The sequence below is a fragment of the Nocardia sp. NPDC058114 genome, from assembly GCF_042884695.1.
Taxonomy (GTDB): Bacteria; Actinomycetota; Actinomycetes; order Mycobacteriales; family Mycobacteriaceae; genus Nocardia.
On record NZ_JBHVTK010000001.1, the window covers coordinates 1,599,704 to 1,616,603 of the forward strand.

The window sequence follows — 16,900 nt, forward strand, 5'->3', positions numbered from 1 at the left end:
CTATCCGCTGTGTCAGACACCGAGGAAGTCGTGGTAGCGGAAGGTGATGTCGCCGTCGAGCATCTCGAGCAACTCGGCGATGACGCCGGACTCGTCGCGCCAGGCGAGGTAGGCCTCGAAGTTCGCGCGGGTGTCCCACTTCTCGACGAAGAGAATCCGGGCGGGTTCGTCCTGATTACGTGCGACCTCGACGCTGATATTGCCCGCGAAGTTGCGGGTACCGGGCAGGTTCTTGATGAACCATTCGCGCAGATCGTCGAAACGGTCGGCTTTGGCGGACATGTCGATTGTTACCTGAACAGCCATGGAAATGCAGACTCCTGTCGGCAGGAAAGGGAATGTTCGGCGGAAACTCCGGCAGCGAACGAAACGACCGTAACGCGCATCACAGTCCAAGCCAATTGGCGAATTGGCAAGTGGCGATTCGATCAGCGCGAAGTGGCTGGTCAGCGAGGTCTGGGTGGGTTCGGGGCCGGTGAAGTGAGGGTTCGAAAATCGTCAATTGATTCGCACCCAGGTCTGGATATGATCGAGGTCACTCATTCGGAAACTATTCCGGGAGTTCCTTTTGCAGCGTGGCAACGGCCATCTCATCGATGGTGCGGTGCGTGCGGCTGTATTCGTGCGGCAGGAGTTCGATGTGGCGGTGCGGCGAGAAAACCGTTCGAGTCTGTATATCGGCGGTCAATGGGTCGCCCCGGCGACCACCGATACTTTCGAAGTCGTCTCACCGTTCACCGGGCAGTCGATCCGTCGCGTCGTGGCCGGCTCGCGCGAGGACATGGACCGGGCGGTGTCCGCCGCCAGGTCGGCGTTCGACACCGGCCCGTGGCCGCGGATGAGCCTGGCCGAGCGGATGGCGGTTCTGAGTCGGCTCGGTCAGGCGATCGCCGAGCACCGCGGCGAGATCGCGGCGTTGATCACCGAGGAGATGGGCTGCCCGATCACGCAGACGCTGGCCTCCCAAGCAGGCGCGGCGATCGCGCTCATCGAGACCAATCTCGAACTGGTGCAAGACTATCCGTGGCGGACTCTGCGGCGTTCGGCGATCGGCAACGCGCTCGTCACCAGGGAACCACTCGGTGTGGTCGCGGCGGTTGTGCCGTGGAACGCGCCACTGTCGGTGGCGATGCTGAAACTCGCGCCCGCGCTACTGTCCGGCTGCACCGTGATCCTCAAGCCGTCGCCCGAGGCGCCGTTGAGCGCGTATCTGCTCGCTGAACTCGCTGATGCCGTCGGTTTTCCGCCCGGCGTCCTGAACATCGTGGTCGCCGATCGCGCCGAGAGCGAATACCTGGTCACCCACCCCGGGGTGGACAAGGTGTCGTTCACCGGCTCCACTGTGGCGGGACGTCGTATCGCCGCGCTCTGCGGCGACGACCTGCGCCGCTACACCCTCGAATTGGGCGGCAAGTCGGCCGCACTCGTCCTCGACGACGCCGATCTGGCTGCCGCCGTCGCCTCGCTGCGCACGCTGTCGTTCCGCTACAACGGGCAGGCCTGCACGAACAAGACCCGCGTGATCGTCTCACGTTCTCGTGCAGGCGAACTCGTCGAACGCCTCGCCGACGCGGTGCGTGGACTGCGGATCGGTGACCCCGCCGATCCCGCGACCGAGATCGGGCCGCTGGTCAGCCGACGACAGCGCGCCCGCGTCGAGGGGTACATCGCCGGCGGCCGAGCTGACGACGCGAAAGTCGTTGTGGGCGGCGGCCGCCCGGATGGCTTCGAGCACGGTCTGTTCGTGGAGCCGACCGTGTTCGCCGAGGTGACGTCGGACATGGCCATCGCCCAGGAGGAGATCTTCGGCCCTGTCGTCGCGGTCCTGGCGTGCGACAGCGAGGACGAAGCGGTCGCGATCGCCAACGACACCGTCTACGGGCTCAGCGGCGCGGTCTACAGCGCCGATACCGACCACGCTCTCGCGGTGGCTGCCCGACTGCGCACCGGCAGCGTCGAGATCAACGGCAGCAGTACCGGTTTCCACGCGCCGTTGGGCGGGTTCAAACACAGCGGCATCGGCCGTGAAGCCGGCCTCGAGGGGTTCGACGCGTTCGTCGAACCCAAGTCCTACGGCATCTCCGGCGACATCGCCGACGCCCTGTCCTGAACTTCATCCGCACTCCGAAAGGCATGTCAATGTCGACTGCGCAACGTCTGTGGCCACTGGCCGGGGCATCGATCACGCTGGACCACGGTCTCATCACCCTGGGTCAGCACGGTCCGCTCACGGTGCCGATCCCGACCTTCCTCATCGAGCACGAGCGCGGGCTGGTCCTGTTCGACACCGGCTTGGTGCCCGAGGCATGGAACGATCCGCGCGCTGTCTACGGCGACCTCGTCGATGTGTTCGCGCTGGACTGCCCGCCGGAGAACACCCTGGAACTCCAGCTCGCCAAGGCCGGGTTCGCGCCGTCCGACGTCACCCACGTGGTCATTTCGCACTCGCACTTCGACCACACCGGCGGCATGTATCTGTTCCCTGACGCCGAGTTCTACATGTCGGAAGTGGATCTGCGCTATGCCTTCTGGCCCGACCCGCCCTACCAGGGCTTCTACCGGCCGCAGGATCTCGAGCTCACCCGCTCGTTCTCCTGGAATCCGCTGCGCGAGGACTACGACCTCTTCGGTGACGGCAGCATCCAGATTCTGCAGACCCCAGGACACACACCCGGCGAGGTGAGCCTGCTGGTGACGCTGCCGTCGCGGAAATTCCTGATCACCGGAGACGCGGTTCACCTGCGGTCGGGCCTGGTCTCGGAGTGCCCGTGCCCGGTCGACGTCAACGCCATCCAGGCCGTGCAATCGATCCAGCGGATCAAGCAGATCAGTGCCGCCCAGCAGGCCGAGGTATGGGTCCTGCACGACCCGCAGGACTGGGAGCGGCTGGGAACCGTCGAAGGCGGCTACGCCTGATGACCAGCTCCGGTACCGGATCGGTCGGTGTCACCGCGCGACTGGCCGAGCACGTGGCCGCCGTGGCGAATTCCGCACTCGGTGCCGACGATGTCGAGGCGATACGGCGACTGTTCCTCGACAACTTCATCGTCTCGCTGTGGGGCAGTACCCGACCTGCGGCAGGTCGGGTTCGGGAGTGGTCGAGGCGCTTCGCGGGTACCGGTAGAAGTCCGGTGCTGCAGTCTGATTGGTGTACCGAAGCGTCGGTGGCGGCGTTGGTTCACGGGACGGCGGCGCACAGTTACGAGCTCGACGACACCCATGACGTGACCACCAGTCACCCGGGGTCGGTCGTGATCCCGGCGGCGCTGGCCGTCGCAGCGGAGACGGGCGCTTCGCAAGCCGACCTGTTCCGGGCGGTGGCCGCGGGCTATGAGGCGATGGTTGTGATCGGCACGGCAGCGGGTGGTTTGGAGACCGTGCATCGGGGGTTCCATCCGACGTCGGTGTTCGGTGCGTTCGGTGCGGCCACGGCAGCAGTGAGCCTGCACGCTTACCGCGATGGGCAGCTGGTCGATCCCGAGATCCTGGTGGCGGCATGGGGTCACGCGCTGTCGCAACCCAGCGGGTCGATGCAGTTCTCGGTCGAGCCGACCGGTGGTGAGGTGAAACGGGTCCACGCCGGGCTCGGCGCCCGAAACGGTGTGCTGGCGGCGGATTTCGCGCTGATACCGCAGCTGACGGCGCCCCGCCTGGTCGTCGAGGGCACCTACGGTGTCGCGGCGAGTTTCGGCGGTCCGCTGCGCGAGGTGACGCCGGGAGACCGGCTGCGTATCCACACCATCAGCTACAAGCCGTACTCGTGTTGCCGCCTGTTCCATTCGACGATCGACGCGTTGGCCGAGGTGACCGACGGATTCACGATCCCGGTCGAGCGGATCACCGAAATCGTGGTCGGTGGGCCACAACTCGTCGCCGACCAGCATATGACCGAGGCCGAGTCCACGATGACCGCGCAGTACAGCTGCCCGTACATCGTCGGTGCGACGCTGGCCTACGGTCCGACCCGTTACGACGCTTACGGCGAGGAGTTCCTGAGGGACGAACGGATCCTCGCGATCGCCGCGAAGGTCCGCTTCGAGGTCGACTCGGATCTCGAAAAGCGCTACTACCCAGAGCATTTCGCCTCGTCGGTGCGTCTGCGATTCGCTGATGGCAGTTCCGCGTCGGCGACCGTGATCGACAGCGTCGGCACCGTGGCGGCTCCCATGACCACCCCGCAGCTCATCGCGAAAGGTGCCGGGCTCGCAGCCCGTGACCACGTGCCCGACGGAACCCGGATCGCCGCTCTGCTCTGGGACGACGCCACCGATGGCCGAGATCTGGCCGCGCTCCTCGCGGCCGGGCATTCGACGAAAGAACAAGTGTGAGAATACGAGACCGTATCGGCAGAAGACGGCGCGTGATGTCGCTGGGCATCCTCGCGACCGCCGCTTTGCTGATACCCCTGCCAACTTCTCCGGCGCTCGGCGCCCCCGGCACCGACTATCTGTTTGTGGCCGGTGCTGCCTCGGACCGGCTGCTCGGCTACCGGGTCGGCGCTGATGGGGCACCGCGACTCGTCGCGGACGTACCCGCCGGATTCGGCAACCTGTCGGTGAAGGAGTCGGCGGATCACCGCTTCCTCTATGTCCTGGCCATCACACCGGCCGCGGCGATCTTCGCCTACGAGATCGGTGCGGGCGGCGACCTGTCCCCGGTTCCCGGCACCCCGACCGTCCTGTCGGAACCTCCGCTCGGGATGAACCTCTCGCCCGACGGCAAGCATCTAGTGCTGCTCACCGGCCCCAGCCTCGACGGCGGTGCCCACCTGCAGGGCTACTCGGTGGCCGCGAACGGGGCGCCGACGCCGCAGGGCGTGCCGGTGGCGATCGGCCCGGCCGGCATCGCGGGTGGCCCGGTGCCGATGCCGGTGGTCTCGCCCGACAGTCTGAATGTCTACGTGTCCAACTATTCCGGCGGCACGATGACTCGGTTCGAGCTGCGTGCCGACAGCACGGTCTCAGCAGCCCGCGAGTCGGTGCGTGCCGGCGGCGGACCGGTCAGTCCGACGTTCTCACCGGATGGCCAGTTCCTTTACACCTCGAACGAACACACGTCGAGTGTGTCGGCCTTCCGGTACCAGCCGACGACCGGCGCGCTCGTCGAGGTGCCCGGATCGCCGTTCCCGGCGACGGGGTTGACCCCGCACGGCATCGGGCTCAGCCCCGACGGGAGGTTCCTCTACACCCCGAACGCGCTGACCAATGACGTCACCGGTTTCGCGGTCCAACCGGACGGGGCGTTGCGGCCGTTGCCGGGTTCGCCTTTTCCAGGCGGGCCCGTCGGCACGATGCCCGGTCAGGTGTTCGTTTCCTCTGATGGTCAGCGGCTCTACGCCGTCGATCTGGCGGGGACCTCGCCGACACCCACGGTCGCGTTGCGTGGCTACCGCATCGAGCCCGACGGCGCGCTGACACCGGACGCGGGCGAAGCGGTCGGCACCGGACTGCTTTTTTCCGCGGCTTCGCTGCTCGTGGCCGGTCGGTAGCGGAGATACATCGCGTCGACTGTCCAGAAACATGGACATCCGCGCGTCCTGGATGTCCCTACCGTCGAGACATAGGACATGGTTCGCGAAAATCATGGCGAATGCGAATTCAGATGTCCCACTGCGTAATTCATTCACATACCTGCCCGCCGGAATCGCCGGCGAAACAGATCCCCAGAGGTGAGAAATGACTGCCACCCTTCCCGCTACGCCGGCTGTCGACCGTGACGGCGTGCCGCACTACCGGCTCTTCATCGACGGCTCGTGGGTAGATACCGACACCGCCATCCCGGTGATCAACCCGGCCACCGAGGAGGTCGTCGTCACCGTCGCCCAGGCCGATATCAGCCACGTCGACGCCGCGGTGGCGGCCGCCAAGCGGACCCACGAGTCCGGTGTTTGGCGCAACACCCCGCCTGCCGAGCGGGCTGCCGTGATCGACCGGGTGATCGCCGCGCTGAGCGCCAAGATGGACGACCTCGCGGTGCTCAGCGCCAAGGAGACCGGTATGCCGCTGCGGCTGGCGGGCGCCATCGGCGTCGGCTTCCCGCTGATGCACCTGGGCCACTACGCGGAGCTGACCCGCACCTATGAGTTCGAGCGCTCGGGACCGGTCGCCGGTCAGGTGCTCTCGGCGAGCTTCATCCGCAAGGAGCCGGTCGGGGTGTGCGCGGGCATCGTCCCGTGGAACTTCCCGGCGGTCATCGCCGTGTGGAAGTCGATCCCGGCACTGGCCGCGGGCAACACCGTGGTGCTCAAGACCGACGAGAAGACCCCGATCTTCGCCCTCGAGCTGGCTCAGCTGCTCCAGGACGCCGGACTGCCCGACGGCGCGCTCAATGTCGTCGTCGGTGACGGCCCGACCGTCGGCGGCCACCTGGTCAAGCACCCCGATGTGCGGCTGGTGTCCTTCACCGGGTCCACCGCCACGGGCCGGCAGGTGATGGCAGACGCGTCGGGCACCGTCAAGCGAGTGCTGCTCGAACTCGGTGGCAAGGGCCCGAACATCGTGCTCGACGACGCCGATATCACTGCGGCAGTGGATGGTTCGATCTACGCCTTCCTGCTGCACGCGGGCCAGGCCTGTGAGTCCGGCACCCGCCTGCTGCTGCCCGCCTCGATCCACGACGAGTTCGTCGCCCGTCTGGTGGAGCGCCTGAAGACGCTGAAGATCGGCAGCCCGCTCGACCCGGCCACCGACATCGGCGCGGTGATGAACAAGACCCAGCACGAGCGGATTCTCGGCTACATCGAGAAGGGCAAGGCCGAGGGCGCGACCCTGGTCATCGGTGGCGGTGTGCCGACCGGCGAGGGCTTCGACAAGGGCTACTGGGTGGAGCCGACGGTGTTCACCGGTGTCACCAACGACATGACCATCGCCCGCGAAGAGATCTTCGGCCCCGTGCTCTCGGTCCTGAAGTACGACTCCGAGGACGAGGCGATCAAGATCGCCAACGACACCGAGTACGGCCTGGCGGCCGCGGTGTGGAGCCGCGACAACCAGCGTGCTCTGGAGGTCGCCCGGCAGATCGAGGCGGGTTCGGTGTGGATCAACGACTACCACAACATCTCCCAGTACCTGCCGTTCGGCGGTTTCAAGCAGTCCGGCACCGGCCGTGAGCTCGGCCCCGACGCGCTGAGCGAGTTCACCCAGGACAAGGGCATCACGATCGACCTGTCCGGCGATGTGAGCCGGCGCGCCTACGGCCTCGTCCTCGGCACCCCGCCCTCGGCCGAATAGCAGTTTCCGCGGTACCGGTGCGCGCCCGAGCGTCGGGCTCGTGTTCGAGAAGATCCAACGGAGAATCTTATGATCAAAGGTCAGTTCACCAATTTCAAGCTGATCGTTCGCGATCTCGACCGCTCGCTGGCGTTCTACGCGTTGTTCGACCAAAAGGTCGGCGCGCTGCTGGAATTCGTCGACCCGGAACTCACCGAAGTGATGCTGGAGGATTCCGCGGGCGTGCGCACCCTGGTACTGCTCCACGGCGATCTGCTGCCCGCACCCGCCCCGATTCCCGGGTACGCGCCGCTGGTGCTGGTCGTGGACGACGTCCACGCCGCGGCGGCGGAAATCAAGGCCGCGGGTCACGAATTGCGGGTCGAGCCCACCGATTTCGGTCCGGTCAGCCTGGCCATGGTCGCCGACCCCGACGGTTACCTGGTCGAGCTGGTCTCCGGTGACCCGAACGCGGTGCAGAGCCCGCCGCCGGGCACCAAGATCCCGCACCCGGTTCCCTACATCCACGATCACGCATGAGCTCGGTGGTGACAGTGGAAGCGGCGGTGCGGCCCGCCTTCGGTTCCGACGGCGGCGGGCACCTGCTCATCGATGGTGAGTGGGTGCCCGCCGCCACGGGTGCGACGTTCGAGGTGATCGATCCGGGCACCGAACAGGTGGTCGGGCAGGTCGCCGAGGCGTCCGCGGCCGATGTCGATGCCGCGGTGCGGGCCGCGCGGCGCGCTTTCGACGAGGAGCGCTGGCTGCGCCTGTCCTCGGCACAGCGCGGTGTGGTGCTGTGGCGGGCGGCTGATCTGATCGAGGCCAGGTCCGAGGAGCTGGCGCGACTGGAGAGCCTCGACGTGGGAGTGCCTGTCTCCCAAGCGAAGCTGATGGTGGCCGAGGCGGTCAACCAGTTCCGCTACTTCGCGGGCTGGGCCGACAAGATCGTGGGTACCACCGTCGACCTCGGCACCGCCGAGCGCCGGATGCAGGGCGCGACCTACCGGGAGCCGGTCGGTGTCGTGGCGATGATCGTGCCGTGGAACGCACCGCTCATCGCCATGTCGATGAAGTTGGCGCCGGCGCTGGCGGCCGGGTGCACGTGTGTGCTCAAGCCGTCGGAGGAAGCACCGCTGTCGGCGCTGGCCTTGGGCCGGATCCTGCTCGAAGCGGGCGTCCCGGTCGGTGTGGTCAACATCGTCACCGGTTTCGGGGCGACGGGCGCGGCGATGGCCGAACATCCCGGGGTCGACAAGATCAGTTTCACCGGCTCCACCGAGGTCGGCCGCAAGATCGTCGCCGCGGCCACCGGCAACCTGAAGAAGGTATCGCTGGAACTGGGCGGCAAGTCACCGGTGATCGTGCTCCCCGATGCCGACCTGACGGCCGCCGCGGCGGGAATCGCCCTCGGCGTGTTCTGGAACTCGGGGCAGATCTGCACCTCGGGCACCAGGCTGTTCGCACACGCCGACATCTACGACGAACTCGTCGAAGGGATCGCCGAACAGGGCCGTGCTATGAAGATGGGTTACGGCACCGACCCGGATGTGGTGCTGGGACCGCTCATTTCGCGGCGTCAGCTCGATCGCGTCACCGGGTACGTCCACGGCGGGATCGCCGCGGGCGCCCGGGTGGTCTGTGGCGGCAAGCGGGTGGGCGAGACCGGCTTCTATTACGAGCCGACCGTTGTCGCCGACGCCTTGCCCGAGATGGCGATCGTCCGCGAGGAGATCTTCGGACCGGTCATCGCCGCCCTGTCGTTCACCGATCTCGACGAGGCGATCCGTTCGGCCAACGAGACGGAATACGGTCTGGCGGGCAGTGTCTGGACGCGCGATGTCGCGCTCGCGCATCGCATCGCCCGACGACTGCGTGGTGGCCGGATCGGCGTGAACATCCATCGGGCAGGCGGGGTCCAGATGCCCGTCGGTGGATTCAAGCAGTCCGGCTGGGGCCGAGAGAACGGTCCCGACGCGCTCGAGGGATACCTCGAGACCAAATCGGTCGTCACTCTGCTCGATCGCTGATCGTCCAACACCCGAAAGTTGAATTGCTATGGTAGAGCTCGATGATGGTCTGAAACAGAAGATCCGGTGGGTCGTCGACCTCGAGGAAATCAAGATACTGATGGCGAAGTACTGCCACGGTATCGACCAGAAGAACGAAGAGACCTTCCTGAGCATTTGGTCCGACGATGCCGATTATCTGCTGCCGCGGGGTGCGGGCCACGGTATCGACGGGGTCAGGGAACTGGTGCGCAAGGTATGGCGCGAGGTCCCGCAGTGTCATCACCACATCACCAATCCGGTGATCCAGATCCAGGGCGACACCGCGACCGCGGCGACCGATGTCTTCTATTTCCGACTCACCGCGGACGGTACCCGGGTATTGCTCTCGGGCCGATACGCATTCGAGTTCGTCCGGCGTGACGGAGAGTGGAAGACCAAGCGGCTGGAATTCGCGAGCTTCGTGTCGGACAGCCCAGTTTTCGCGTAACACCGACCTATGCCTGAGGCCCTGCGACAGTCGTCGCAGGGCCTCAGGCGTCGCATCAGCGTCAGTGGCCTTCGGCCCCAGCACTCGGCTCGGCGGTTGCCGCGCGGGACAGGCGCACGGCCAGACCGCCCAGGATCAGTACGAGGGCTACGATGACCAGCCACGGCGGCAGCCAGTAGGCCGCGCTCGCCGTGATACCGAGCACCGCGGCGCCCACCACGCGCGGGAGCCAGCCGGTGCCGGTCTCCCGGCGGAAGTAGAAGGCCTGCGACAGCAGATACACCGCCGGACCGATCATGATCAGCACACCCGCGACGCCGGCGCGATCGGTGTGGGCATGCCCGAGTACAGTTTCCGCACCCGCGGCGAATATCACCAGGCCGGCAACCACGCCGTAGATCGCACTGAGCCCCAGGTGTACCGCGGCGATCGGGTCGGCGGTGCGGGTGATGTCGCGGACCACGTCGCTCTCGGCGCGGGCGAAGTAGATCTGCCACAGGCAGACCAGTGCCAGGAAACAGCCGAAGGCGAGCGTGAGCACCAGCGCGTCGTCGTGGTGTTCGGTGATTACCCGGCCCAGTGTCAGCACGGTCTCGCCGAGCATGATGATCAGGAACAGTCGCATGCGCTCCACGACGTGCTCGGCGTCGAACGCCAGCTGCCGTGAATCGATCCGTCGACCCGGCACGGGATGCGCCAGCCAGGTACCGATCAGGTCGACGGCGGCCGCCGCGGCCCAGAACCACAGGCGCGTGCCGGGCTCCACCATCGCACCGATCAGCCACAGCGGGGTCGAGACCATGAACCACAGCAGGACCCGCAGGTAGTGCCCGCGCAGGGCGTTGTCAGGTGCAGTGACAGCGGCGTAAACGCTGGGCCCGATGAGCGCCGCCAGCATCGGCACCACGAACAGCCACGGGCTGTCGTCGAAGGCATGCGCGATGCCCGCATTGGCGAACAGACCGAGGGCCATCACCGCCACAGTGATCAGCTTCGTGCCCTTGCGCTCGATATCGAGCATGGTGATCTCGAAGGTGGTGAACGTCCAGATGCCCACCACCGCGATCAACGCCACCAGCGTCTCCGCCCCGCCCCGCCAGGTCAGATGCGCGACGAAGTGATGGGTCAGCTGGCCCAGCGCCAGGACGAAGACCAGATCGAAGAACAGCTCGAGGGGCGAGACCGCACGCGATAGCGGCATACGCGGTGCGCTCATGGCTTCCTCCTAGGTGACGCCGTGTTCGAGCACTTCGCAAAGCAGCCTCAGCCTACCTATCTGCGAGTGCTCGAGCCGTTAGCTGCCACGCCGGTGCAACCCCGTATCACAGTGGCCATTGCACATGTTTGACCTCGAAGAATTCCCTGAACCCCTCCTCGCCGCCTTCTCGGCCGATACCGCTGTGGCCGGGTCCGCCCCAAGGGGCGTCGGCGCGCATCCCACCGCCGCCATTGATGGTCACCGTGCCCGAACGCAGCCGCCGGGCGAACTCGATGGCGTGTACGGTCGGCCCCCAGACGTTGGCGTTCAGTGCGTATTTGACGTCGTTGGCCATGCGGACGGCATCGTCTGGATCGGTGTAGGGAATGACGACACCGACCGGCGCGAACAGCTCTTCCTGGGCGATTTCGGCCTCGTTCGGCACTCCGGTTACCAGGGTGGGTTCGAGGAAGAATCCGTCGTCGAGGCCTGCGGGTCGTCCACCGCCGACAGGGATCTGGGCACCCGTGGCGCGGGCCCGGGAAAGAATACCTTCGACATTGTCGCGGTGTTCGCCGGTGATGAGTGGGCCCAGAACAGTATCGGGTGCGAACGGATCGCCGACGATGAGACTGCGCAGGAACACACCCGAGCGTTCGACGTACTCGTCGAAGTCGGCTCGGGGCACCAGGGTTCGTGTGGTTGCGCCGCAGGCTTGACCGCTGTTGCGGGTGAAGCGCAACGCTGAGGCTGGAACGGCGCGTGCCAGGTCGGTGCCGGGCAGCACGATGTTGGGTGATTTGCCGCCGAGTTCGAGGACGACTTTCTTCAAGGTGGGCGCGGCGAGGGTGAGGATCTTGCTGCCGACGGTGGGGGAGCCGGTGAAGGTGACCATGTCGACTTCGGGGGCGGTGACGACCTGTTCGGTGACCGCTGGTGGTCCGAAGACGAGATTGACTGCGCCAGTGGGGAATCCGGCTTCTTCGACCAGTTTGACGAATGCTGAGGTCAGTAGAACGGCTTTGGGGGAGGTGACCAGGATGGTGGAGCAGCCTGCGGCGAGGGCGGCGCCGAGTTTGTAGGCGCTCATCATGATCGGGACGTTGTAAGCCACGATCGCGGCGACCACGCCTGCGGGTTGGCGCAGGAGCAGGCTGCTGGTGGTGATCGGGTCGTGGTCGAGGGGCAGGGGTTGTTCGTAGCCCTCGCGTGGTCCGCGGGTGGCGGCGTCGGCGAACCAGCGGAAGAATTTCGCGGGTAGGTCGACGTGGAGGGTGGGTCCGCTGCTGATCGGGGTGCCGATCTCGGTGGCTGCTATGTGGACCAGAGTCTCCCGATTGTCTTGGAGCTGGTCGGCCAGGCGGTGGAGTAGTGCGCCGCGTTCGGTTGGGCCCAGGCGGCTCCATTCGCCGCCGTCGAAGGCGCGTTGCGCGGCTGAGATGGCAGTGGTGACCTGGTCGGGGCCGGTGGCGGGGGTGAGTGTGACCTGCTGGCCGGTGGCGGGGTTGATCGTGGTGATCGGGTCACCGTCGCCGCGGGTCCAGCGGCCGTCGATGTAGCTCGCGGCCTCGCCGATGAGGGCAGTCATGCGTGAATCCTTTTCGGGTCGAGAGGTGTCGGGAAGTGAGAAGCGCCCGAGGTTCAGTGATTTCAATACAATATATTTGCTGGCGTGGAGGGTGTTTCCGCAATTCGCAGACTGTCCAATTTCCTGGACAGATGTGGACGAGAGGCGACCGTAATCTCCTGAAATCGGCACGACGGAGTTCCCGTGCAGCCGTGGAGAGTTGGGTAATCACACATGAGCAAGATTTCCGAAGCAGACAAAATTGCCGAAGCGTCGATGGCGGTCGTCGACCGGCACATCGCCGCGATGGGCAGCCGCGACGTCGACACGATCGCCGCGGACTATTCCGAGGACACGGTCATCATCACGACATTGGCCCCGGAGCCGCTCGTTGGCAAGGCCGCTATGAAAGCCTTCCTGGCGACGCTGTTGGCCGCTGGAGCCGACGAGCTCGATGCCGCCGCCGCACCTACTTTCACGCGCAAAGAGGCTGTCGGCGAATACGTCTACCTCGCTTTCGATCTGGGCAACGGCAAGACCGCGACCGAGACCTACCACGTCAAGAACAACGAAGTCGTGTTCGAGACCGCTACTTTCTGACAGTGGTGACGACGAAATAGCCGATCGTGGCATCGGTGCCTTCAGACACCGATGCCACGATCATGCTCCTAACGCGGTGTATTCGGTGTGATGGTCGCGAATGACCAGGGCTGAGCGCAGGTTCCACAGACCGGTCGGGTCTGTGGAGTCGTAGCCGGTGAGTCGCAGAATTCGTTTGAGCCGGTAGTCGACACTGTTGGGGTGCAGGTGCAGCCGACGGGCGGTACGACGGCGGTCGAGGCCGCTGTCGATGTAGCAACGCAGGGTCGCGAGAAGATCGGGGTGTTCCTCGAGCGGATCGAGCACCGTGGACAGTGCATCGCGGCCGGGCCCGGGACGGGTCAGCTGATATTCGACCGCGATATCGCTGAACCGGTGCAGCCGACCTGTCATGCCCAGCCTGGTGGCCAGATCCAGTGCGGCGTGGACCTGTTCGGCCACCGCCGGCAAGTCGGTGGTGAGTGCGTGCATCGTCAGCGCTGTCGGAACGGTGCCGTCGGCAGTGACGAGGCAATCGTTGAAGGCGGCGAGTGCGGCATAGTCGTTGGGCGCGGTATCGGGAATCAGGATGGTTGCGCCGTTGTCCGCGAGCAAGGTCAGAGCGTTCGGGCCGAAACGGCGACGCACCTCGAAGTACATTCGAGCGGCGACCGGTTCAGCGGCGGTGGGCGGTCCCTCATGATGCCGGCCGCGCAGCGGCGGAAGGCGCATCGCGAGGATGGTGTAAGAATCGGCGACGCCGATGTGGCTGCAGTGGCCGAGTATTTTCGCCGAGTCGCCCCGCAACAGTGCGGCGGCGACGGCACGGCCCTCGTCGACCCGTTCGTTCGATCGAGCCTGCTTGTACACCCGTGCGACGATTTCGGTCGCCGCACGTACCGCACGCAGGACTGAATCCGCCGTCGGTGGTGTCTCGATGGATATGACCAGTTCCATGGCCCCGATGACGATCGACAGTGTGGTGTCGAGGCTGACGCCCAAACGAACACAGCCGGCCACAGCACGCTCCAGTTGTGCGGCGGCGTCGCTGTCGAGATCGGTGGCCGACGCGAATGATCTGGAGGCGAGTGTGAGTAGCTGCTCGCGCACCTCATCGGACGCGCTGTGTGCGCTCATCGCGGAGTCGACCATCCGGGTGATCGTGTGGTTCACCTCGTGAACTCCCATCCTGCGGTTCCTCGACTGGGCGGCTGCGGCGAGTCGAGTGCGCCCAGTACTGGGCAACTCAGGCGAGCCTATGTCTCGATGTTGCGGTGCGGTGTCCAGCAATTTGGACACGACCTGACCTGGTCAACTGCACAGAAAGTGGGTGTTACAGAGGGGGCTGATGACATGTATGAGGCATAATGCATAAATAAGCGACCGAAAGGACCGACATGGAACCCACGCTGCAGGGTTTGCCGCGCAGTCCGAACAAGCAACGTCACCAGCTGTCGGAGGACGTCGCGACCTACGTTCGCGAGCTGATCATCACCGGTCAGGTGCGGCCGGGCGACTTTTTGCGGATCGAACCGGTCGCCGAGGCTGTCGGCGTCAGCAACACCCCGGTGCGGGAAGGGCTGCTGCTGCTCAGCGGCGAGGGTTTCGTCGAGCTCGTGCCGCGCCGCGGGTTCATGGTGTCGGCCTTCAGTAAACAGGATGTGCGCGACTTGTTCTGGGCGCAGGCCACGATGGCGGGGGAGCTGGCGGGAAGGGCTGCCAAGTCGATCTCCCCGCGCGAACTCGATCATCTGGCGGGTGTCGTGGAGGCGCATGCCAGGGCGGCCGCGAGCGGATCCGATGACGAGCTCGTCACCTACGGTCACGAATTCCATCGCTCGATCAACTTGGCAGCGGACTCGCGCCGGTTGGCCATGTTGCTGGCCACGGTCGTCAAGCAGCTGCCGAATCGCTTTTACATCAATATCGAAGGCCATGGCGAGGACACGTTGCGCGACCACCCGCTGATCCTCGAAGCGCTGCAGAAGCGCCGCCCCAAGGCCGCCAATGCCCTGATGCGCGAACACATCATGTCCAGTGCCGACGAACTGATCGGCATGCTGGAGAAGCAGGGTCTGTGGGCCGAGCTCCAGAAGTCCACGGCCTGAACCGATCCCGTCGAACGACGTGATCGGTGCGTCTGCGAAGCCACCGAATCGCTCGGTAGAGCCCCCTCGCCCAGGCTCCTGGGCTGATCACCGCGTTGGCGTGCCGATATGAAATATAGTATATATAAATGGTACGTTGCGTGCGTCACAGTGGCGAGAGGACTTTCAATGACGAAGTCGGTTATGACCGGGGTGCTGCCTGCCCATCCCGAGGCGTCTTACATCGACGGCAGCTGGGTTCCGGTGTCATCGTCGGAGACCTTCGAGGTCGTGAACTGCAGCACCGAAGAGGTCGTGACCGCCGTCGGCGCGGCAACCGTTGACGATGTGGACGCCGCGGTGCGGGCGGCGCGCACGGCATTCGACACCGGGCCGTGGCCGCTGATGTCGCCCACCGAGCGAGCCGGGTACCTGCGAGCGATCGCCGCCGAGCTGACCAGGCGGGGCGACGACTTCGCCCAGTTGTGGTCGGTCGAATCGGGTATCGCGTACGCGCTGGCGAAGACCAGGCTTCCGCTGTTCCTGTCCGGCGCGTTCAACGCCTATGCGGATCTGGCCGAGACCTTCGCCTTCCGGGAGTCGCGCACACCCGCGGCCGGTGGTGCCGGTCTGCTAGTGCGCGAGCCGGTCGGTGTCGTGGCGGCGATCGTGCCGTGGAACGGTCCGGCCGGATTGATGGCTTACAAGTGCGCGCCCGCTCTGCTGGCCGGGTGCACCGTGGTGCTGAAGCCGCCGCAGGAGGCGCCGACCTCGGCCTACCTGTTCGCCGAGATCTGTGACCAGGTCGGACTGCCCCCGGGTGTGCTCAATGTGGTGACCGCCGACCGGCAGGTATCGGAATCGCTGGTCCGTCACCCCGGAGTCGACAAGGTGACCTTCACCGGTTCGACGGCGGCGGGGCGTGCGATCGGCGCGATCTGTGCCGACCGGATGGCGCGTTGCACCCTCGAGCTCGGCGGTAAGTCGCCGGCCCTGGTGCTCGACGACTACGACATCGGCACGGCGGCGAAGGTTCTCGCGGGTGGCATCAGCTACCTGGCCGGGCAGGTCTGTCACAGCCTGACCCGCGTGATCGTGTCCGAGAAGCGCCACGACGAACTGGCCGACGCGCTCGGTACCGCGATGAGCGCGCTGCGTGTAGGGGACCCGTTCGACGAGACCGTCAACATGGGACCGCTCGCCTCCGCTCGCCAACGTGAACGCGTCGAAAGCTACATCGCCGCAGGCAAAGCCGACGGCGCGCGTCTGGTCACCGGCGGCGGCCGACCGGCCGGGCTGGAACGCGGCTTCTTCGTGGAGCCGACCGTTTTCGCGAACGTCGACAACAAATCGGTGATCGCGACCGAGGAAATCTTCGGACCTGTGCTCGCCGTCATCGCGGCGAAGGACGAGGACGACGCCATCGCGCTGGCCAACGACAACCCCTACGGGCTCAACGCCGCGGTCTTCACCAACGACACCGACCGCGCCTACCGCGTCGCGCGCAAACTGCGCACCGGCACAGTGGGGCACAACGGTCCGCGCACCGACTTCTCGATCGCTTTCGGCGGCTTCAAGCTGTCGGGCGTCGGCCGCGAGGGCGGCACCGAGGGTCTGCTGCCGTTCCTGGAGACCAAGACGCTGGTGCTCGAGAACCAGCCGACCGACGCCTCGGGATTCGGCAACTAGTTTTCGCACCGACAAATTTCCGGAGAAGGGCCCTGTCGACTTCTGTCGACAGGGCTCTTCTGCTGTTCGTTGA

At 65.9% G+C, this 16,900-nt stretch carries 15 protein-coding genes; 11 read left to right on the forward strand and 4 right to left on the reverse strand.

Features of this window, described 5'->3' with window-relative positions:
* Window positions 1-12: 12 nt before the first annotated feature.
* On the reverse strand, window positions 13-306 hold the full coding sequence (locus ACFVVI_RS07420) for a putative quinol monooxygenase (RefSeq protein ID WP_387444039.1): 294 nt from the start codon (window positions 304-306) through the stop codon (window positions 13-15).
* Between the two features lie 262 nt (window positions 307-568).
* Between ACFVVI_RS07420 and ACFVVI_RS07425 the strand changes: the two genes are divergently transcribed.
* The 8 genes from ACFVVI_RS07425 (at window position 569) to ACFVVI_RS07460 (ending at window position 9,707) form a co-directional block, all read left to right on the forward strand.
* The gene (locus ACFVVI_RS07425; RefSeq protein WP_387444041.1) at window positions 569-2,110 is read left to right on the forward strand and encodes an aldehyde dehydrogenase; all 1,542 of its coding nucleotides are present in this window, start codon (window positions 569-571) and stop codon (window positions 2,108-2,110) included.
* Between the two features lie 29 nt (window positions 2,111-2,139).
* Window positions 2,140-2,916 (forward strand): N-acyl homoserine lactonase family protein, encoded by a 777-nt coding sequence (locus tag ACFVVI_RS07430; protein WP_387444043.1) that lies wholly within the window; start codon window positions 2,140-2,142, stop codon window positions 2,914-2,916.
* On the forward strand, window positions 2,916-4,328 hold the full coding sequence (locus tag ACFVVI_RS07435; protein WP_387444046.1) for an MmgE/PrpD family protein: 1,413 nt from the start codon (window positions 2,916-2,918) through the stop codon (window positions 4,326-4,328). The genes ACFVVI_RS07430 and ACFVVI_RS07435 overlap by 1 nt, the downstream gene beginning before the upstream one ends.
* 35 nt (window positions 4,329-4,363) lie before the next feature.
* Window positions 4,364-5,488, forward strand: coding sequence for a lactonase family protein (locus tag ACFVVI_RS07440; protein ID WP_387444048.1), 1,125 nt, complete (start codon window positions 4,364-4,366; stop codon window positions 5,486-5,488).
* A 187-nt stretch (window positions 5,489-5,675) separates the two neighbouring features.
* Window positions 5,676-7,229 carry an aldehyde dehydrogenase family protein gene (locus ACFVVI_RS07445; RefSeq protein WP_387444051.1) on the forward strand — a complete coding sequence of 518 codons (1,554 nt, stop codon included), beginning with the start codon at window positions 5,676-5,678 and terminating at the stop codon, window positions 7,227-7,229.
* A gap of 69 nt (window positions 7,230-7,298) precedes the next feature.
* Window positions 7,299-7,748, forward strand: coding sequence for a VOC family protein (locus ACFVVI_RS07450; RefSeq protein ID WP_378663267.1), 450 nt, complete (start codon window positions 7,299-7,301; stop codon window positions 7,746-7,748).
* Complete coding sequence (locus ACFVVI_RS07455) at window positions 7,745-9,238, forward strand: aldehyde dehydrogenase family protein (RefSeq protein WP_387444054.1); 1,494 nt, start codon at window positions 7,745-7,747, stop codon at window positions 9,236-9,238. The genes ACFVVI_RS07450 and ACFVVI_RS07455 overlap by 4 nt, the downstream gene beginning before the upstream one ends.
* A 28-nt stretch (window positions 9,239-9,266) precedes the next feature.
* Window positions 9,267-9,707, forward strand: a complete 441-nt coding sequence (locus ACFVVI_RS07460) for a nuclear transport factor 2 family protein (protein WP_387444056.1) — start codon at window positions 9,267-9,269, stop codon at window positions 9,705-9,707.
* Between the two features lie 61 nt (window positions 9,708-9,768).
* On the opposite strand, the gene ACFVVI_RS07465 is transcribed toward ACFVVI_RS07460, so the two are convergent.
* Window positions 9,769-10,923, reverse strand: coding sequence for a low temperature requirement protein A (locus ACFVVI_RS07465; RefSeq protein ID WP_387444059.1), 1,155 nt, complete (start codon window positions 10,921-10,923; stop codon window positions 9,769-9,771).
* Window positions 10,924-11,029: 106 nt separating this feature from the next.
* On the reverse strand, window positions 11,030-12,493 hold the full coding sequence (locus tag ACFVVI_RS07470; protein ID WP_387444061.1) for an aldehyde dehydrogenase family protein: 1,464 nt from the start codon (window positions 12,491-12,493) through the stop codon (window positions 11,030-11,032).
* A 213-nt stretch (window positions 12,494-12,706) separates the two neighbouring features.
* Between ACFVVI_RS07470 and ACFVVI_RS07475 the strand changes: the two genes are divergently transcribed.
* A complete protein-coding gene (locus ACFVVI_RS07475; RefSeq protein WP_378628097.1) occupies window positions 12,707-13,072 on the forward strand; it encodes a nuclear transport factor 2 family protein in 366 nt (121 codons plus the stop codon).
* A gap of 60 nt (window positions 13,073-13,132) precedes the next feature.
* Here the strand turns inward: ACFVVI_RS07475 and ACFVVI_RS07480 are convergent, their stop codons facing one another.
* Entirely contained in the window at window positions 13,133-14,239 is a 1,107-nt protein-coding gene (locus tag ACFVVI_RS07480) for a PucR family transcriptional regulator (protein ID WP_378663254.1), read from the reverse strand.
* A gap of 209 nt (window positions 14,240-14,448) precedes the next feature.
* Here ACFVVI_RS07480 and ACFVVI_RS07485 point away from each other — a divergent pair, with 209 nt between their 5' ends.
* Both ACFVVI_RS07485 and ACFVVI_RS07490 read left to right on the forward strand, forming a co-directional pair.
* Window positions 14,449-15,159: a GntR family transcriptional regulator gene (locus ACFVVI_RS07485; protein ID WP_387444064.1), complete on the forward strand. Its 711-nt coding sequence runs from the start codon at window positions 14,449-14,451 to the stop codon at window positions 15,157-15,159.
* Window positions 15,160-15,327: 168 nt separating this feature from the next.
* Window positions 15,328-16,827 carry an aldehyde dehydrogenase gene (locus ACFVVI_RS07490; protein ID WP_387444066.1) on the forward strand — a complete coding sequence of 500 codons (1,500 nt, stop codon included), beginning with the start codon at window positions 15,328-15,330 and terminating at the stop codon, window positions 16,825-16,827.
* Window positions 16,828-16,900: the final 73 nt, after the last annotated feature.